Source organism: Thioalkalivibrio sp. ALM2T, assembly GCF_000381505.1.
Classification (GTDB): Bacteria; Pseudomonadota; Gammaproteobacteria; order Ectothiorhodospirales; family Ectothiorhodospiraceae; genus Thioalkalivibrio; species Thioalkalivibrio versutus.
Genome location: NZ_KB906559.1, coordinates 124,823 through 140,231 on the forward strand (window position 1 = coordinate 124,823; position 15,409 = coordinate 140,231).

9 protein-coding genes are annotated in these 15,409 nt (G+C 65.2%); 5 read left to right on the forward strand and 4 right to left on the reverse strand.

The features are described 5' to 3' along the window. Positions 1 to 435: 435 nt before the first annotated feature. The 3 genes from F816_RS0106550 to F816_RS0106560 form a co-directional block, all read right to left on the reverse strand. Complete coding sequence (locus F816_RS0106550) at positions 436 to 2,838, reverse strand: EAL domain-containing protein (protein WP_019594045.1); 2,403 nt, start codon at positions 2,836 to 2,838, stop codon at positions 436 to 438. Between the two features lie 117 nt (positions 2,839 to 2,955). Continuing rightward, complete coding sequence (locus F816_RS0106555; protein ID WP_019594046.1) at positions 2,956 to 5,481, reverse strand: EAL domain-containing protein; 2,526 nt, start codon at positions 5,479 to 5,481, stop codon at positions 2,956 to 2,958. Positions 5,482 to 5,492: 11 nt separating this feature from the next. Next, positions 5,493 to 7,076 (reverse strand): PAS domain-containing methyl-accepting chemotaxis protein, encoded by a 1,584-nt coding sequence (locus F816_RS0106560; RefSeq protein WP_019594047.1) that lies wholly within the window; start codon positions 7,074 to 7,076, stop codon positions 5,493 to 5,495. Between the two features lie 311 nt (positions 7,077 to 7,387). Between F816_RS0106560 and F816_RS0106565 the strand changes: the two genes are divergently transcribed. Continuing rightward, entirely contained in the window at positions 7,388 to 8,707 is a 1,320-nt protein-coding gene (locus tag F816_RS0106565; RefSeq protein ID WP_026333167.1) for a DEAD/DEAH box helicase, read from the forward strand. A 1,074-nt stretch (positions 8,708 to 9,781) separates the two neighbouring features. Beyond that, complete coding sequence (locus F816_RS0106570; protein WP_019594049.1) at positions 9,782 to 11,011, forward strand: methyl-accepting chemotaxis protein; 1,230 nt, start codon at positions 9,782 to 9,784, stop codon at positions 11,009 to 11,011. Positions 11,012 to 11,111: 100 nt separating this feature from the next. Here F816_RS0106570 and F816_RS0106575 read toward each other — a convergent pair whose 3' ends face one another. Continuing rightward, positions 11,112 to 12,665 carry a DUF255 domain-containing protein gene (locus F816_RS0106575; RefSeq protein ID WP_019594050.1) on the reverse strand — a complete coding sequence of 518 codons (1,554 nt, stop codon included), beginning with the start codon at positions 12,663 to 12,665 and terminating at the stop codon, positions 11,112 to 11,114. Between the two features lie 115 nt (positions 12,666 to 12,780). Between F816_RS0106575 and F816_RS0106580 the strand changes: the two genes are divergently transcribed. The 3 genes from F816_RS0106580 to prfB all read left to right on the forward strand — a co-directional run bounded on the left by F816_RS0106580 (position 12,781) and on the right by prfB (position 15,390). Next, a complete protein-coding gene (locus F816_RS0106580) occupies positions 12,781 to 13,245 on the forward strand; it encodes a phosphate-starvation-inducible protein PsiE (protein WP_019594051.1) in 465 nt (154 codons plus the stop codon). A gap of 170 nt (positions 13,246 to 13,415) precedes the next feature. Further along, positions 13,416 to 14,204 carry a hypothetical protein gene (locus tag F816_RS0106590; RefSeq protein ID WP_019594052.1) on the forward strand — a complete coding sequence of 263 codons (789 nt, stop codon included), beginning with the start codon at positions 13,416 to 13,418 and terminating at the stop codon, positions 14,202 to 14,204. 87 nt (positions 14,205 to 14,291) lie between these two features. Then, positions 14,292 to 15,390, forward strand: a protein-coding gene (gene prfB / locus F816_RS0106595; RefSeq protein WP_155984856.1) for a peptide chain release factor 2 whose coding sequence is annotated in 2 segments (ribosomal slippage) — positions 14,292 to 14,363 and positions 14,365 to 15,390 — 1,098 coding nt in all. Because the reading frame shifts where the segments join, the coding sequence is not laid out codon by codon here. Positions 15,391 to 15,409: the final 19 nt, after the last annotated feature.

Consider the following 15,409-nt stretch of genomic DNA (forward strand, 5'->3'; position numbering starts at 1 on the left):
GAACGTCTGGATTCGGTGACGAAAGGCCGCCTTCGGGCGGCCTTTCGTGTCTGGCTGGCGTGCAGGCGTTGGAGGCCAGGCGGAGCGATACACAAAATGATCGCCTGTTGGCTCGAGCGGATGGGGGTGCCCTTCCCCCTGGTGTCATGTCGGCCGTAGCGCAGCGCCGGGGTCTTGGGTGTTGGGGTGGCTGCCCGGGAGATCCCGGATCACCGCTGCGCGGTGTCCGGGATGACGGTGTGGGTTGCGCGGTGTCCGGGATGACGGTGTGGGTTGCGCGGTGTCCGGGATGACGAGGTGGGTTGCGCGGTGTCCGGGATGACGAGGTGGGTTGCGCGGTGTTCGGGCTGGTGGGCGGTGTTCGTGATGACCGGGTAGGTTGCGCGGCGTCGTGGGGGGCGGAAGGTGCCCTCAGGGCCGGTCGCTGGAGGGGTGTCAGCTGGTTCCGGTGGCGCGTACTCCGGTCTGGACGGGGCAGGGCTCGAGCGGTTCAGGGAGGTGCAGGCCAAACCCCTGCGCGTAGTCGATGCCGATTTCGCGCAGGGGTACGAGCAGGTCCTGGTGGGAGACGCATTCGGCAACGGTACGGATACCCATGACCTGGCCGATCCGGTGGATGCTCTCCACCATGGCGCGGCAGACCGGGTCGTCGTTCAGGTCGCGGACGAAGCTGCCGTCGATCTTGAGGTAATCGACGCGCAGGGTCTTGAGATAGCCGAACGAGGCCATGCCAGTGCCGAAGTCGTCCAGGGAGAAGCAGCAGCCCATCGCGCTGAGGGTGCTGATGAACCGGCTGGCCTGGTTGAGATTGGCGATGGCGGCGGTCTCGGTGATCTCGAAACAGAGCCGGTTTGGGGCCACGCCGCTGGATTCGATGCGTTCCACGATGTAGTCCAGCATGCCGCGTTCGCAGAGCGACTGTCCGGAGAGGTTGATCGCGAAGTGTCCTTGGTCTCTGGAGCTGCGGGCGACGATCTGAAGCACCCGGTCGATCACCCAGCGGTCGATGGTCCCCATCAGCCCGTAGCGCTCAGCCGCCGGGATAAAGGTGTTGGGCGGCACGATCGTGCCGTCGGGATCCACCATGCGCAGTAGCACTTCGGTGTGGCGCGGTCCGCTGCTGGAGACCGGCTCGATGTGTTGCCCGTAGAGCCAGAGGTGCCCGTGCTGCAGTGCCTGGTTGATGCGTTGCAGGCAGTCCATCTGACCCTGGTGCCGGCACAGGGCCGCATCGTCGGGGCGCGAGACATGGATCCGGTTGCGTCCGCGCTCCTTGGCCAGGTAGCAGGCGGCATCGGCCTCGCTCATGAACTGGGCCGGGTCGCTGTGATGACCGCTTACGGGGACGACACCGATGCTGATGCCGATCCGGAAGAGCCGGCCCTGCCAGTCGAAGCGGAACTGCTCGATGGCTCGACGCAGGTTCTCCGCGATCTTCTCCGCCCGTTCCAATGGGCAGCTTTCGAGCAGCACCCCGAACTCGTCCCCGCCGAGACGGGCCAGGGTGTCACTTTCCCGCAGCTGCGCCTGCATGTGAGAGGTCAGCTGGCACAGCAGTTCATCCCCGGCGCCATGACCGCAGGTGTCGTTGACCAGTTTGAACTGGTCGAGATCCATGTACAGCAACGCGTGTTCGCGACCGTCATTGCGCGCGGTGGTGACCAGCTGGCGCAGGCGGCGTTCGAACTCGAGGCGGTTGGCCAGCGACGTCAGGTTGTCGTGGGTGGCCGCCCACGAAAGATCGCGGGCCATTTCACGTGCCTGGGAGACATCCCGGAAGACCAGGGCTGCACCCATGATTGCACCGGCGCGGTCGCGGATCGGGGCGGAGACTTCCTCGATGGCGTATTCGTGGCCGTTACGGGAGACGAGGATTGCGCCCTGGTTCAGGCTGCAGGCGGTACCGTCGGGAAGGGACTCGGTCAGTGGGTGCGGGAGTGGCTGCCCGTCGTCTTCCCGGACCGTCCGGAATACGCGGTCCAGTCGCTCGCGATGGGCATCGGCATGCGTCCAGCCGGTGAGATGTTCCGCCACTGGATTGAGGTAGTCGATGCGCCCGTCGGTGTCGACAGTGATAACGGCGTCACCGATCGCGTGCAGGGTGACCTGCGCGCGTTCCTTCTCGCGGAACAAGTCGGCCTCGGTATCCCGGCTCCGGCGCAGTACGGCGACCGCGACGACGATCCCGATAAGCAGCGCGGTTCCACCGAGCAGGAACATGATCTGGACGGCCTGCTGGTGCTCTTTTGCGGTTTCCTGCGCTGCGGTCTCGGCGGCCTGCTGCTGCAGATCGAGCAGGGCGGCGAGATTGTCGAGCACCAGGTTCTGCATCGGGATGGCCTGCTTCAGCAGCCATTCCGTGGCGGCGGCGATGTCGTCGTCGAGGATCTGGTCGAGCACCCGCTCCTGTACTTCTACCGCATTGGATGACAGGCCGCGGGATCTTTCCAGGAGGGCCAGCTCGCGCCCGGTTAGCGGCATCGCCTCGAGTTCGTTGCGGGCGACCATGAAGTCCGAGGCATGGCCGCGGAACTCGATGATGCCTTCGTCGATATCGAAGGGGTCGGTGGTGATCGACAGGCGCAGCAGGGTCACCGAGCGCTCGCGCGCGGCGGTGCGCATGCGGTTCAGTAATTCGGTCTTGATGTTGTGCTCGTGGACGATCACGTCGAGACGTTCGTGGATCTGACCGAGGCGGTTCAGTCCGAGGGCGATCATGACAATCATCAGCAACAGGACGACCGCGAAGCCGCCGGTGATGGCGACGGCGGAGCGGTGGTCGCGCGGATCCTGTGCGGACGGTGGTGCTGTCGAATCGGTGGATCCCCTGTCGGCCATGTCACCTCCCTGCGATGGCTTTGGGCGATCTGTTGCCGCCTTATTCGAAGCTAGACGCCCGTGTTATCAAACTTAATCCCTGATCGTCGTTAGGGCTACCACAAGAGCGGGGCCGCTTTACGCGCGCGCTACCTGAAGGTGGTCCCTTACCGCGCTGCCCGCCATCGCGCTTGAATGGACCCATCCCTGGTAGAGGTCGCAGCCGATCGTCCGGAGGAAGTCACGCTGCGCCGTGGTCTCCACGCCCTCGGCCACCAGGGTCAGGCCCAGGCTGTGGCCGAGGTGGACGATGGAGCGCAGGATCATCTCGGATTCCGGGTCCTGGCCGATGTCGGCGATGAACGAGCGGTCGATCTTCAGCTTGTCGATCGGCAGCGACTTCAGGTAAGCGAGCGAGGAGTAGCCGGTGCCGAAGTCGTCCAGTGCGACCCGGATGCCCAGGGCCTTCAGTCCGCGCAGCTGATCGCGGGTCAGTGCGACGTCTGCCATGGCCACGGTCTCGGTGACCTCGATCTCGAGGTGCTCGGGCGGGGCGCCCGTGGCTTCGAGGATCGCGCCGAGGCGCTGGACGAGGTCGTGTTGGCGGAACTGCATCGCGGAGACGTTGATGGCGACCCGGAGCTCGAGACCCGCACGGGACCACTGGGCGAGCTGCTCGCAGGCCTCGGAGATGACCCACTCGCCCAGCGGCAGGATCAGGCCGGTGGCCTCGGCGCTGGTGATAAAACGGGTCGGGGCAACCGGACCAAGCTCGCTGTCGGTCCAGCGGGCCAGTGCCTCGACGCCGATGACGCGGTTCGACGCCACGTCCACCAGCGGCTGATAGTGCAACGCGAGGCCGTCGTTCCCGAGCGCCTGCTGGAGGCGTTGTTGCAGGCGTTGCTCTTCGTGCACCTGGGCATCCAGGTGTTGCGAGAAGAAGGCATAGGTGTTGCGTCCGGAGTGCTTGGCCTCGTACATCGCCATGTCGGCGTAGCGGACCAGGCTGCGTTCGTCGCGGGCATCGCGCGGAAACAGGGCTATGCCCAGGCTTCCGGTGGAGGTCAGTCTGCGGGCCTGTTCGGTCTGGAACGGGCTGGTGAAGATGTCGAGGATGCGCTCGGCGATCACGCCGATGGCCTGTTCGTCTTCGACGTTGGTCAGCAGGATCATGAACTCGTCGCCGCCGAAACGCCCGATGGTCGCCTCCTGGTCCAGGGCGCCCTGAAGTCGGGCGCCCACGGCCTTCAGCAGCTGGTCGCCCTCGTGATGGCCGAAGGTGTCATTGACCATCTTGAAGTTGTCGAGATCCAGCAGCATCACAGCGATCGGGTGGCCGTGACGTTCGGCCTGGGCGATCCCCTGCGTCAGGCGGTCTTGCAGGAGCCAGCGGTTAGGTAGTTCGGTCAGGCTGTCGTGGGTGGCCTGGTGTTGGATCCGCGCCTCGCGGCGCTGACGGTCGGTGATGTCGCGGATAAACGCGGTGATGCGGCGGCCTTCGTCACCCTCGAATGCATTCAGGCTGATGTCCAGCGGGAACTCGGAGCCGTCGCTACGCCGACCGCGCAGGTCGGATACCTGGCCCATGGTACGGCGGTTGATGGTGTGGGCCTGGGCTTCGCGATGGGTCCGGTGGCGCGCGCGCAGGCGTTCCGGAACCAGGCGCTCCACCGGTTCGCCGATTAGTTGCTGGCGCGGGTACCCGAACAGGCGTTCGATGTTGCGGTTTACCATCACGATGCGGCCGTGCATGTCAGTGACTAGTACGCCGTCGGGGGCCGTCTCCAGCAGTTGTTGGTAACGTTGTTCGCGCCGCTCAATATCGCGGTGGGCCTCATGCAGGTGTTTCAATGGGGCGCGGACGCTCTCCCGGAAAAGTCCCTGGTAGATCAGGACAAATGCCGCGATCTTGTACAGCTGCGCCAATACGGATGGGGCGTCGGTCAAGGGAGCGTAGAACATGAAAAACATCCCGCTGCCCATGCTGAGGATCAGGGCGGCGGCAACCAGGGGTATGCCCGGTCGTTGCAGCAGTTCGCGGCGCAGGGTGAACAGGGCCAGGGTGACCAGGTGCAGGGCGATCATTAGGGCTTCGATCCCCATTCTGATGGGCGTGAGCCCACCCAGCGAGCCGAATAAGGGCGGAACGATCTCCGCATGCCACAGGCCGACCCAGGCCAGCGCGGCGACCAGCAGCAGGCTCCCGATCAGGTAGACAACACGTGGCGGTCCGTTGCTCTGCGTGACCATGGGCAACGCCACGTAGGCGAGCAATGCCACCGCCCCGACCAGACGCGCGGCGAGCCAGAAGAACAACGTCTGCTGGGTCGAGTTGGGGGTGATGAAGTCCGGCATGGCCGGATAGGTCATCAGGTGAAGGAAGTTGAGCAACGCGACAGCGAGAAAGGCGCAGGCCAGCAGCAGAGAAGCGGCCATGCGGCGGCGGTCGATCACGTGGTAGCCCACGGCAAATACCAGTACCGCGACGACGACCACGAACAACTCCGTGGCGATATGGAAGGCGGCTAGATGTTCACGCGGGACGATGTCCGGGAGCTGCAGTCCAAGCACCCAAATCACTACGGGTGCCAGCAGCAACGCCAGCAACACGCCGATGGCAGGGGTCGCAGGCCGGCGAAAAAGCTTGTCGGAGGTGGAGGACATGACCAGCCCCGTCAGCGATGCTGCGCCCAGAATTGCTGCGCGAGGCTTTGCAGGCTGCCCGCCAGGCGTGCGACATCGCGCGCCGCGGCCTCGCTCTGATCGGACCGGTTTGCAGTGGTATCAGCTGCGCTGCGTATGGAGTCGACGCCGCGGCGAATCTCGTCGCCGGCCGCCCCCTGTTGTTCCACGGCTGCGGCGATCCGTGTGCTCATGTCGCGGATCTGACCCACGCTCGAGGTAATGTTCTCCAGCGTCGAGGCGGCTTGGTGCGCCTGGTTGACGCTGGTTTCGGCCTGATTTCGGCTTTGTTCCATGGTGTCGACTGCAGCCTGCGCTCGGTTCTGCAGGCGTTCGATCATCTGCTGGATCTCGGCAGTGGAGTCTTGAGTACGACTGGCGAGTGTGCGCACCTCGTCCGCGACCACCGCGAAGCCGCGCCCCTGTTCGCCGGCGCGTGCCGCTTCGATCGCCGCATTAAGCGCGAGCAGATTGGTCTGCTCGGCGATCCCGCGGATGACGTCCAGTACGCTGCTGATGTCCTGGCTGTGCCGGTCCAGTTCGGTCATGACGCCGGACCCATGACGAATGCGCTCTCCTAGTTCCTCGATCGCCTGTGTGCTGTCTCGGACGACATCGCTCCCTGAGCGTGCCTCGCGGTCGGTGCGGTCTGCTGCATCGGCGGCGCTCTGGGCGCTCTGAGCGACTTCCTGCACGCTGTTCACCATCTGCTGGGTGGCCCCTGCCACCTGCTCGGTCTCGTTCCGTTGATGATTACAGGCGTTGCGGCTTTCGCCGACCGCCGTGACGAGTGCGTCGGCGGTTCCGGTGAGGTGGCCGGCCGCATCCCCCATACGGCCCACGACCGCCCCAGCTTCTGCCTCCAGCATCAACATCGCAAAGGCGATCTCGCCAGCCTCGTCGGTGCGTCCGGTATAGATGTACTGGCCAACCGGATTGGTCGCGATACGACGAGCATGGGCGACCGCTCGGCACAGTGGTGTGAGGCTGGTCCAGATGAGCAGACCGCCAACCAGCAGGGTGGTCACGACGAATACCAGAGCGCTGCTCCAGGCGATGGTCGTCAACGCCGCACTGGCGATCAGACCAACCAGGACGCCGCCGGCGATCGAGGCAATGGCCTTGGTCTTGATGCCAATAGGTGGCAGGCGCAGGGCCAGGGGTTTGCGGCCCTGGAGAAGGGTGGCGTAGGCCGCTTCGGCCTTTTTCACGTGTTCGCGACGCGGTTTGGTGCGAACGGATTGATACTCGACCGTTTCGCCGCCTTCGGTGACCGGCGTTACGTAGGCGCTGACCCAGTAGTGGTCCCCGTTCTTGCAGCGGTTCTTGACCATGCCCATCCAGGATCGCCCTCCCTGGACGGTCTGCCACAGGTCCTCGAATGCGGCGGGTGGCATCTCCGGGTGGCGGACGATGTTGTGATTCTTGCCCAGAAGCTCCTCTTCCTCGAATCCGCTGATTTCGACGAAGTCCGGGTTGACGTAGGTAATGGCTCCCTTGAGGTTGGTGGTGGAGAGGATATTGGCGCTCTCCGGGTACTCCGCCTCATTCCCGGTGATGGGCAGGTTGTGTTTCATGTTTTTCCCCTGTTTAGCCGACCTTGTTTGTCCTTGGTCGCGTCGGCCTGACCAGTGCTACGTGGGCGCTGGCTCGTCTTGTATGTGTGAAGCTAGTCCATATTCCCACATAAAACAAATATATATCCGATGGGGGATGGAGCGGTGTCTTTTCATTGACAAAAGGCGTATAGTGCCCGGATCGAACGCCCCGCCCGTCAGCGTCCGTTCATTTGATCCAGAGCCTTCCGGCTCGCAGTGATCCCCCTGATTTCGTTTCCCCCGATGGGTGCTCTGTGTTGAACGAGTGGCGGGTGGCGTTGGAGCATTCCATGACTGATACGACCTTTGCCGACCTCGGGTTGGCCGATACCCTTTTGCGTGCGCTGGAAACCTCCGGGTACCAGCACCCGACCCCGATCCAGGCCCAGGCCATCCCGGAAGTCCTGAAGGGAGGCGACCTGCTGGCCGCCGCCCAGACCGGCACCGGCAAGACGGCCGGCTTCACCCTGCCGATTCTGCAGCGCCTGTCCACCTCGGACGCGCCGCAGGCCGGCAATGGCCGCCCGCGCTGCCTGGTGCTGACCCCGACCCGCGAGCTGGCTGCGCAGGTTCACGAATCCGTGAAGACCTACGGGCGCAATCTCAAGATGCGCTCGATGACGATCTTCGGCGGTGTCAACATGAACCCGCAGATCAAGGCCCTGCGTGATCGCATGGACATCGTGGTGGCGACGCCGGGGCGTCTGCTGGATCACGCCAATCAGAAGACCATCGACCTGTCCGGTGTGGAGATCCTGGTCCTCGACGAGGCCGATCGCATGCTCGACATGGGCTTCATCCGTGACATCAAGAAGCTGATTGCGATGATGCCGAAGAACCGCCAGAACCTGATGTTCTCGGCGACCTTCTCCGACGAGATCCGCAAGCTGGCCAACGGCCTGCTGAACAACCCGGCGGAGATCGACATCGCGCCGCGCAACACGACCGCTGCGGGCGTGAAGCAAAGTGTGCACCTGGTCGAGACCAGCCAGAAGCGCGAGCTGCTGAGCCACCTGATCCGCACCAACAAATGGGAACAGGTGCTGGTGTTTACCCGCACCAAGCATGGTGCCAATCGCCTGGCCGAGAAGCTGTCGAAGGATGGCGTGCGCTCCGAGGCGATTCACGGTAACAAGAGCCAGGCGGCGCGCACCAAGGCGCTGAAGCAGTTCAAGTCCGGCCAGGTGCCGGTCCTGGTAGCCACCGATATCGCCGCGCGCGGGCTGGACATTGACCAGCTGCCGCAGGTTGTCAACTTCGAGCTGCCGAACGTGCCGGAGGACTACGTGCATCGCATCGGTCGCACCGGGCGTGCCGGCTCCGACGGCGCCGCGCTGTCGCTGGTGGACGGTGAGGAGATCAAGCTGCTGAAGGGCATCGAACGCCTGATTCAGCGCCCGATCGACCGCATCGAAACCGAGGGCTTCGCCACGCCGAAGCCGGCTGCCAATGACGGCAACGGCAATCGCCGTGGTGGTCCGGGAGGCAAGCCGGGCGGAGGCGCCCGCAGTGGCGCCCCGCGCAACGGTCGCGGTGGCAAGCCCGGTGGGGGTCGTGGCGGCAACGGTCGCCCGTCCGCCAACGGCAACCGTGCGGCTCGCAGCCGGTAAGCGGATCCGCTAACGCAGTACCGCGAACCCGCGGTCCCGAGTCTCGGGACCGCGGGTTTTTTGTGTCTGGGTATCGGGGTTGCGGCGAGCGCCCGCTCAAGGGCTTTATTTACCACGAAGCGCACGAAGGCATGAAGAAGGTCAAGGCCAAGGGCCTATGAACTCAGAGGACACAGCGAGAGGACGAATGTTGTCTGGAACGTATGTTAGCCATTGCCGCTGGCCCGACCGCTGAAACCAAGCGAGACACCTCCTTCAAGTTGAAAGCCTTTCCATTTTCTTCGTGAACTCCGTGTCCTCTGTGGCGCAATCGCCCTTGATCTTCTTCGCGTCTTCATGCGCTTCGTGGTGAAACGATTTCCTGATTAGCGATAAGAGTCAGCCAGTGCCGGGGCTCCTTTGGGGGGCGTGCATGGCCCGCCCCGGGGCACTTGGATCCAAGCCTTGTTGGGGATGTCACCATCCCGGAGCGCCTTACCCCTGCCTGGTCATCCCGGCCTGAGCGAAGCGAAGAGCCGGGATCTCCCCCGTCGGGGCAACCCCCAACCGCAGAGATCCCGGATAATCGCTACGCGGTTTCCGGGATGACGAAGCAGGGGGCGGCTGGAAACCCGGGCCGGCACGGTCATTGGGCCTGGCTGATGAGTGTTGCTAATCAGGAGCGATTTTTGGCTTGTTTTGGGACCTGGGGTTGACCCGGATCAAGACGATAGGGGCGGGGCGGATGAATACTGTGTCGGGCTCAAGACCGGGATCGGCTGGTCGTTAAGGAAACACTGATCAATGAACGCGTTCGCGTTGGTACCCCAGGTTTTCCGAGACCAGGCGCGTCGTGCAACAGGTAGTGGTTCTACCTGTAAGCGGCGCAACGCAGGATCGGGGAACCTGGGGTGCCAACCCCGCACGTTATTGAAAGCAGGGGCTCGGCAGCTTTTGCGCGCGCACAGCGTTGCGGCTCCCTTGTGCAGAATGACTGCACGGCAGTCACCGCGCCTTGTTCGCACGCAAAAGCGACTCGAGCGCGAACGCGTTCATTGATCAGTGTTTCCTTAAGGGACGGAAAGGAGGGCGTCGATGAAGATTGGACCGTTGGGTGGGCTGCGACTGAAGCTGATTATCCTGGTGATCGTGGTGAGCACCGTGCCGCTGTCCATCATGGGCGGGGTGACCTTCCACACCATGAAGGGCGATCTCGCCGCGGGTGTGGACGCGGCGCTGGTGACCCAGTTGTGGTGGCTGCTGTGGGCGTTGTGGGTCATCGCGTTCGTGGTGGCGCTGGGTATTGGCTGGTTCTACGCCAATGTGCTGACGCGCCCCATGGAGCGCCTGGCCGAGGGGCTGGAGGCGATCGGTGAGGGCCGCGCGGATCTCGGGCACCGGGTGGAGGTGACGACCGACGACGAGATCGGGCGCACCGGCGCGGCCTTCAACACGGTGATGGGGCGGCTTTCGGGGCTTATCCGCCAGGTTGCCGACGCGGCGGACGGGATTGCCGCCTCGGCGCGGCAGCTGGATGGGCGCAGCAGTGAAATGACGCGTGCCACCCACGAACAGCGTGGCGATGTGGAGCAGGTGGTCACAGCGATGAACCAGATGTCTGCCACGGTGCAGGAGGTCGCTAACAACACGCAGAGCACGGCCGAGAGCGCGGGGCAGGCGACGCGTGCGGCGGAAGGCGGGCGCACCGTGGTGCAGGCGACCCAGGGTGCGATCAACACGCTGGCCGGCGAGATTCGTCAGGCGAACAATGTGATCGTGGAGCTGAAGGGTGACAGCGACAACATCGGCACGATCCTGCAAGTGATCGAGGAGATCGCCGAGAAGACCAACCTGCTGGCGCTCAACGCGGCCATCGAGGCGGCGCGGGCCGGTGAGGCCGGACGGGGCTTTGCGGTGGTGGCGGACGAAGTACGTCACCTGGCGCAGCGCACCAACGACTCGACCGGGGAGATCCGCGAGATCATTCAGCGCCTGCAGGGCGGGGCCACCCGTGCGGTGCACGCGATGGAGGTCAGCCAGCAGCATGCGGAAACCTCCGTGGCGAAGGCGGGCGAGGCCGGCGAGACCCTGGAGTACATCCACGACTCGGTGACCGCTATCGACGACATGACCCGCCAGGTGGCCAGCGCGACCGAGGAGCAAAGCCAGGTGGCGGAAGAGATCAACCGCAACATCCACCACATCAACGATATTGCCGTGCGCAACGCCGACGGGGCGAACGAGATGCAGCAGGCGGTGGAGGCCCTGGAGGCCCTGGCGCAGCAGCTACAGGGCGAGGTTGCGGGCTTCCGTCAACAGGCGTAGCGGCCGAGCCAGGGGCGCATCGCAGGTTCGGCTCGCCATCCTGGGAAACCGGGGGTGGTGTGACGCCGGATAAGCGACCGCAAGGCCTTGCAACGGGGCTTCAGAGGCCCCGGCGCAGGGCGTCGAAGCCCAGAGCGACGTCGTCGGGGTCGGCACCGGGCTCGATGCGCAGGCGTTCGCGCACCATGTTGCGATCGATGTGGGATTCCTCGATGGCGGCGTCCGGTAGGCGGTAGAGCCACCAGGCCAGCGCCGCCTGGGTGCGGGTCTCCGACCAGGGTTCCAGATCGGTGCCGATCCGCTCGGCGTGGCCGCCCAGCTCCTCGTTGAAGAACGGTTCCAGCCGGTCCAGTGCCGCGAGCGGGTCGGGCATCTCCGGTCGCTCGCCGTCCAGTGCCTCTGTGGCGCGCGCCAGCTCCTGGCGGGCGATCTCCGGCCAGATCTGCGAGGGCAGGTAGCCCTCCATCGCCGGGCGACCCGCCGCGGTGATGCCGTGCAGGTAGCCCTGTTCGGTCTGCAGGTAGCGATCCAGCGCCGCCAGGGCCTCGCGCGCCCAGGCAAGCGTTTCCCCGTCTTCCATTACCCGCGCCATGTTCGCCAGGGCGGCGATCGCCTGGCCCGAGGTGTCGGCGTAGGTGTTGCGGTCGACCTGGGGCGGGTCGGTTTGCGTGCGCGTCTCCGGGTCCAGCTGGTAGTAGTCGCGGTCGGCGTACTGGCTGTTGCCGAAGCGCAGCTGGCGGCTGTCCCACAGGTGGTCTTGCAGGTAGTCGCGGATGCCGCGGGCGATCTCGGCGTAGCGCTCGTCGCCGATGGTGTCATGGGCCTCGGAGAACAGCCACAGGAACGCCGCGTTCTGGTCCAGGCGCTTGGAGGTCTCCAGTGCCAGGACGGGGTCGCGCTGGTCCGGATCGTGAAAGAAGAAGAAGCCGCCTTCGACCTCGTCGTAGAGGTCCTCCGCGATCTGGTCGAGTAGCCCGGGCATGCGATCCCGCCACTCTTCGGCGGTGAGCAGGAAGCGATAGGTCCACGGCTGCGGGCGCTTGCTGAGGGTGCCGAAGGTGGCGCTGCCGCTCAGGCGGTCGGCGCGGGCATCATAGACCTCGTCGAGCATCTCCATGAAGGCATCAAGATCGTCGATCGCGGCATCGTCCGGCGTGATCTCGCGACCGGTGACCGAGAACATGTCCCGCTGGGCCACCAGGATGCTCTGCAGGTCGCGGGCATTCACGTGACCGGTAAAGCGGGTCAGCATTTCGTCCTCGTGATTCACGATGACCACGAAGGGCAGGCCGCGGCCACCGTAGCGCCGGAACAGATCCGCACGTTCGTCGAGATCGACCAGCACCGGGATGTAGTGCTGGTCGACGGTGTCCACCACATCGGGGTTCTCAAGGGACTCGTCCTGGAAGTCGCGGCACCAGGTGCACCACTGGCCGTGAAAATAAAAGAAGATGGGCCGCTCGCGTGCCTCGGACTCCTCGAAAAGCTGGCTGTCCCAGTCCTGCCACGCGATTGCGGAATCGGCGGGGTAGTCCTCCGCGGCGGACGGCAGAGCGAGCAACAGCAGGGCGAGTACCGCGACGAAACCGCGTGCGACGGACCACTGGATGCGGTGCGTAGCGGGCGGACTTTTGATGTGGAGAGGTTTGGTCATCGCGGGTGCTTCAGATCGTTGTGTCTATTGGTATAGACCAATGGGAGAATTGAGCGTTCGGGCCCGGGGCGGGTGGTAGGATGCCCGGACTTATTGGGGCAATTGTGGTGAATGCATGAACGTCGAACGCCCCGGGCGCCGCGCCCTGCATCATGTCGAAGTGGCCGTGCTGGTGGTGATCGCCGTCGCCACTGTGATCGCGATCCTGCAGGAAATCGCCACCATGGTCTCGGCGATGTGGGTGGGCTTGGCCGACTTGCTGTTGCTGTTCATCTTTCTTGAGGTGCTGGCGATGGTCGGGATCTACTTGCGTTCCGGGCGTCTCCCGGTGCGCCTGCCGATCTACATCGCGATCGTCGCGTTGGCGCGCTACGTGATCATCGACATGAAGGACATGGACGTATGGGAGCTGATCGCGGTGACTGCCGGGGTCCTGATTCTGGCGGGCGCAGTGCTGGTGCTTCGCTACGGTCATGTCCGGCTCCCGTATGACGACGAAGGTCGCATCACGCCGGGGATCGAGGACGATCCGGCGAAGGAGCGCGACGTGCCGAAGGGGCGCTACGGGTCCGATCAATGACACGGCTGGATGCAAGCCGGCGGGTGATTCACCTGCTGCCCGGCCTGTGGGCAGCGCCCGAGGGCGCGGTGGCCGGGGCGCCTCCGCTCTCTGTGCGACGTCTGGCGCGCTGGCTCGGACGGGCGCGGAGCGGGGTCACCGGCACGGAAGCACCAGGGTGGGAGGCCGCATTGGCCGAGCGGCTCGGATACCGGCCAACCGATTCCGGATGGCGAACCTGGCTGGTCCAGCCGGTGCAGCTGACTGCGGGGATGAAGGACTTGGTGGCCTATCCGGTGGAGCCGGTGTCGGAGGCCGAGCGCGAGGCCTTGTGGTCGGCTGCACAGCCGGAACTGGACGCGGCCGGGGCGACCTTGGTCCTGAATGAAGACGGCTTGTGGGAGTTGCGGATGGACGCCGAGGGCGATGCGTCGGGCCCGCCACCGTCGATCGGCATGGGGCGCGCCATGGTGGCGCCGTCGATGCAGGCCGATGGAGCTCGGCGCCTGCAGGTACTGGCCAACGCCTTGCAGATGGCCTGGTTCCAGCACCCGGTGAATCTGGCGCGCGAGCGGGAGGGGCGTGGGGCCGTGCATGGCCTCTGGCCCTGGTCGCCCGGACATCCCGGTGGCCCAACGAGTGTGGGCCGTGTGTGTGGTGGCGGTGTGGTCGCGCACTGGCTGGCGCGGGGCGCCGGCATCGACTGGGCAGCCGACCCGGCGGCCGACCCTGCGGAATCCGGCGACACCGTGGTCGTCGTCGAGGCACTGGAGGCGGCCCCGTCGCTCGAGCGCCGGCTCGAGCTTCTGGAGTCGGTTGCCGACGATGTGGTGGCGCCGAAGCTGCGGGCTCTACTCCGTGGCGGCCTGGGCGCGCTCGAATTTGTTGATCCGCAATCCACGGCCGGGTCGGGCGCCGGCGCCCTGGTGCTGGAACGCCGCGACGCGCTGGCGTTCTGGCGCCGTCCCCGCCGGCCCTGAAGCCGCTGTCGGGTGTTATACTGCGCGGCTTTTCTCGCCACGTGATCGAACCTGCCGTGTGCGCCACGGCACCCGACGGAAACTGCCATGGAACTGAACGCGCTGTATTCCCTGATCGATGACCTGAAAGGCCGCCTGGAAGGCCTTAGGGGGTATCTTTGACTACCCTGCCAAGGAAGAACGGCTAGAGGAAGTCCAGCGCGAGCTGGAGCAGAACCCGGATATCTGGAACGACCCGGAGCAGGCCCAGGCGCTGAACAAGGAGCGGGCCCAGCTTGAGGGCGTGGTGGTCAACATCCGCGAGATCGGCACCCAGCTGGACGAAAGCCGGGACCTGCTGGAGATGGCCGAGGCGGATGGCGACGAGGAGACGGCGGCGTCGGTCGAGGCCGATGTGGAGGCGCTGACCGCGCGTATCGAGGGCCTGGAGTTTCGCCGCATGTTCTCCGGCGATATGGACGAGGCCAACGCCTATCTCGATATCCAGGCCGGTTCCGGGGGCACCGAGGCCCAGGACTGGGCCAACATCCTGCTGCGCATGTACCTGCGCTGGGCCGAGCACAAGGGCTTCAAGGCGGAGGTCACCGAGCTCTCCGAGGGCGAGACCGCCGGGATCAAGAGTGCGACCGTGCACATCCAGGGCGAGTACGCCTTCGGCTGGCTGCGCACCGAGACCGGCGTGCATCGACTGGTGCGCAAGTCGCCGTTCGATTCCGGCAACCGCCGGCATACCTCGTTCGCGTCGGTGTTCGCCTCCCCGGAGATCGACGAGAACTTCGAGATCGAGATCAATCCGGCCGATCTTCGGGTGGACACCTATCGCTCCTCCGGCGCCGGTGGTCAGCACGTGAACACCACCGACTCGGCGGTGCGCATTACCCACGTCCCGACCGGAGTGGTGGCGGCGTGTCAGGCCGGGCGCTCGCAGCACAAGAACCGCGAGATGGCAATGAACCAGCTGCGCGCCAAGCTGTACGAGCGCGAGTTGCAGGAGCGCAATGCCGAGAAGCAGGCGGTGGAGGACACCAAGTCCGACATCGGCTGGGGCAGCCAGATCCGCTCCTACGTGCTGGATCAGTCGCGGATCAAGGATCTGCGCACCGGCGTGGAGGTCGGGAACACCCAGGGTGTGCTCGACGGCGACCTCGACCCCTTTATTGAAGCCAGTCTCAAGAGTGGCTTGTAAGTCTATCTATTGCATGGAT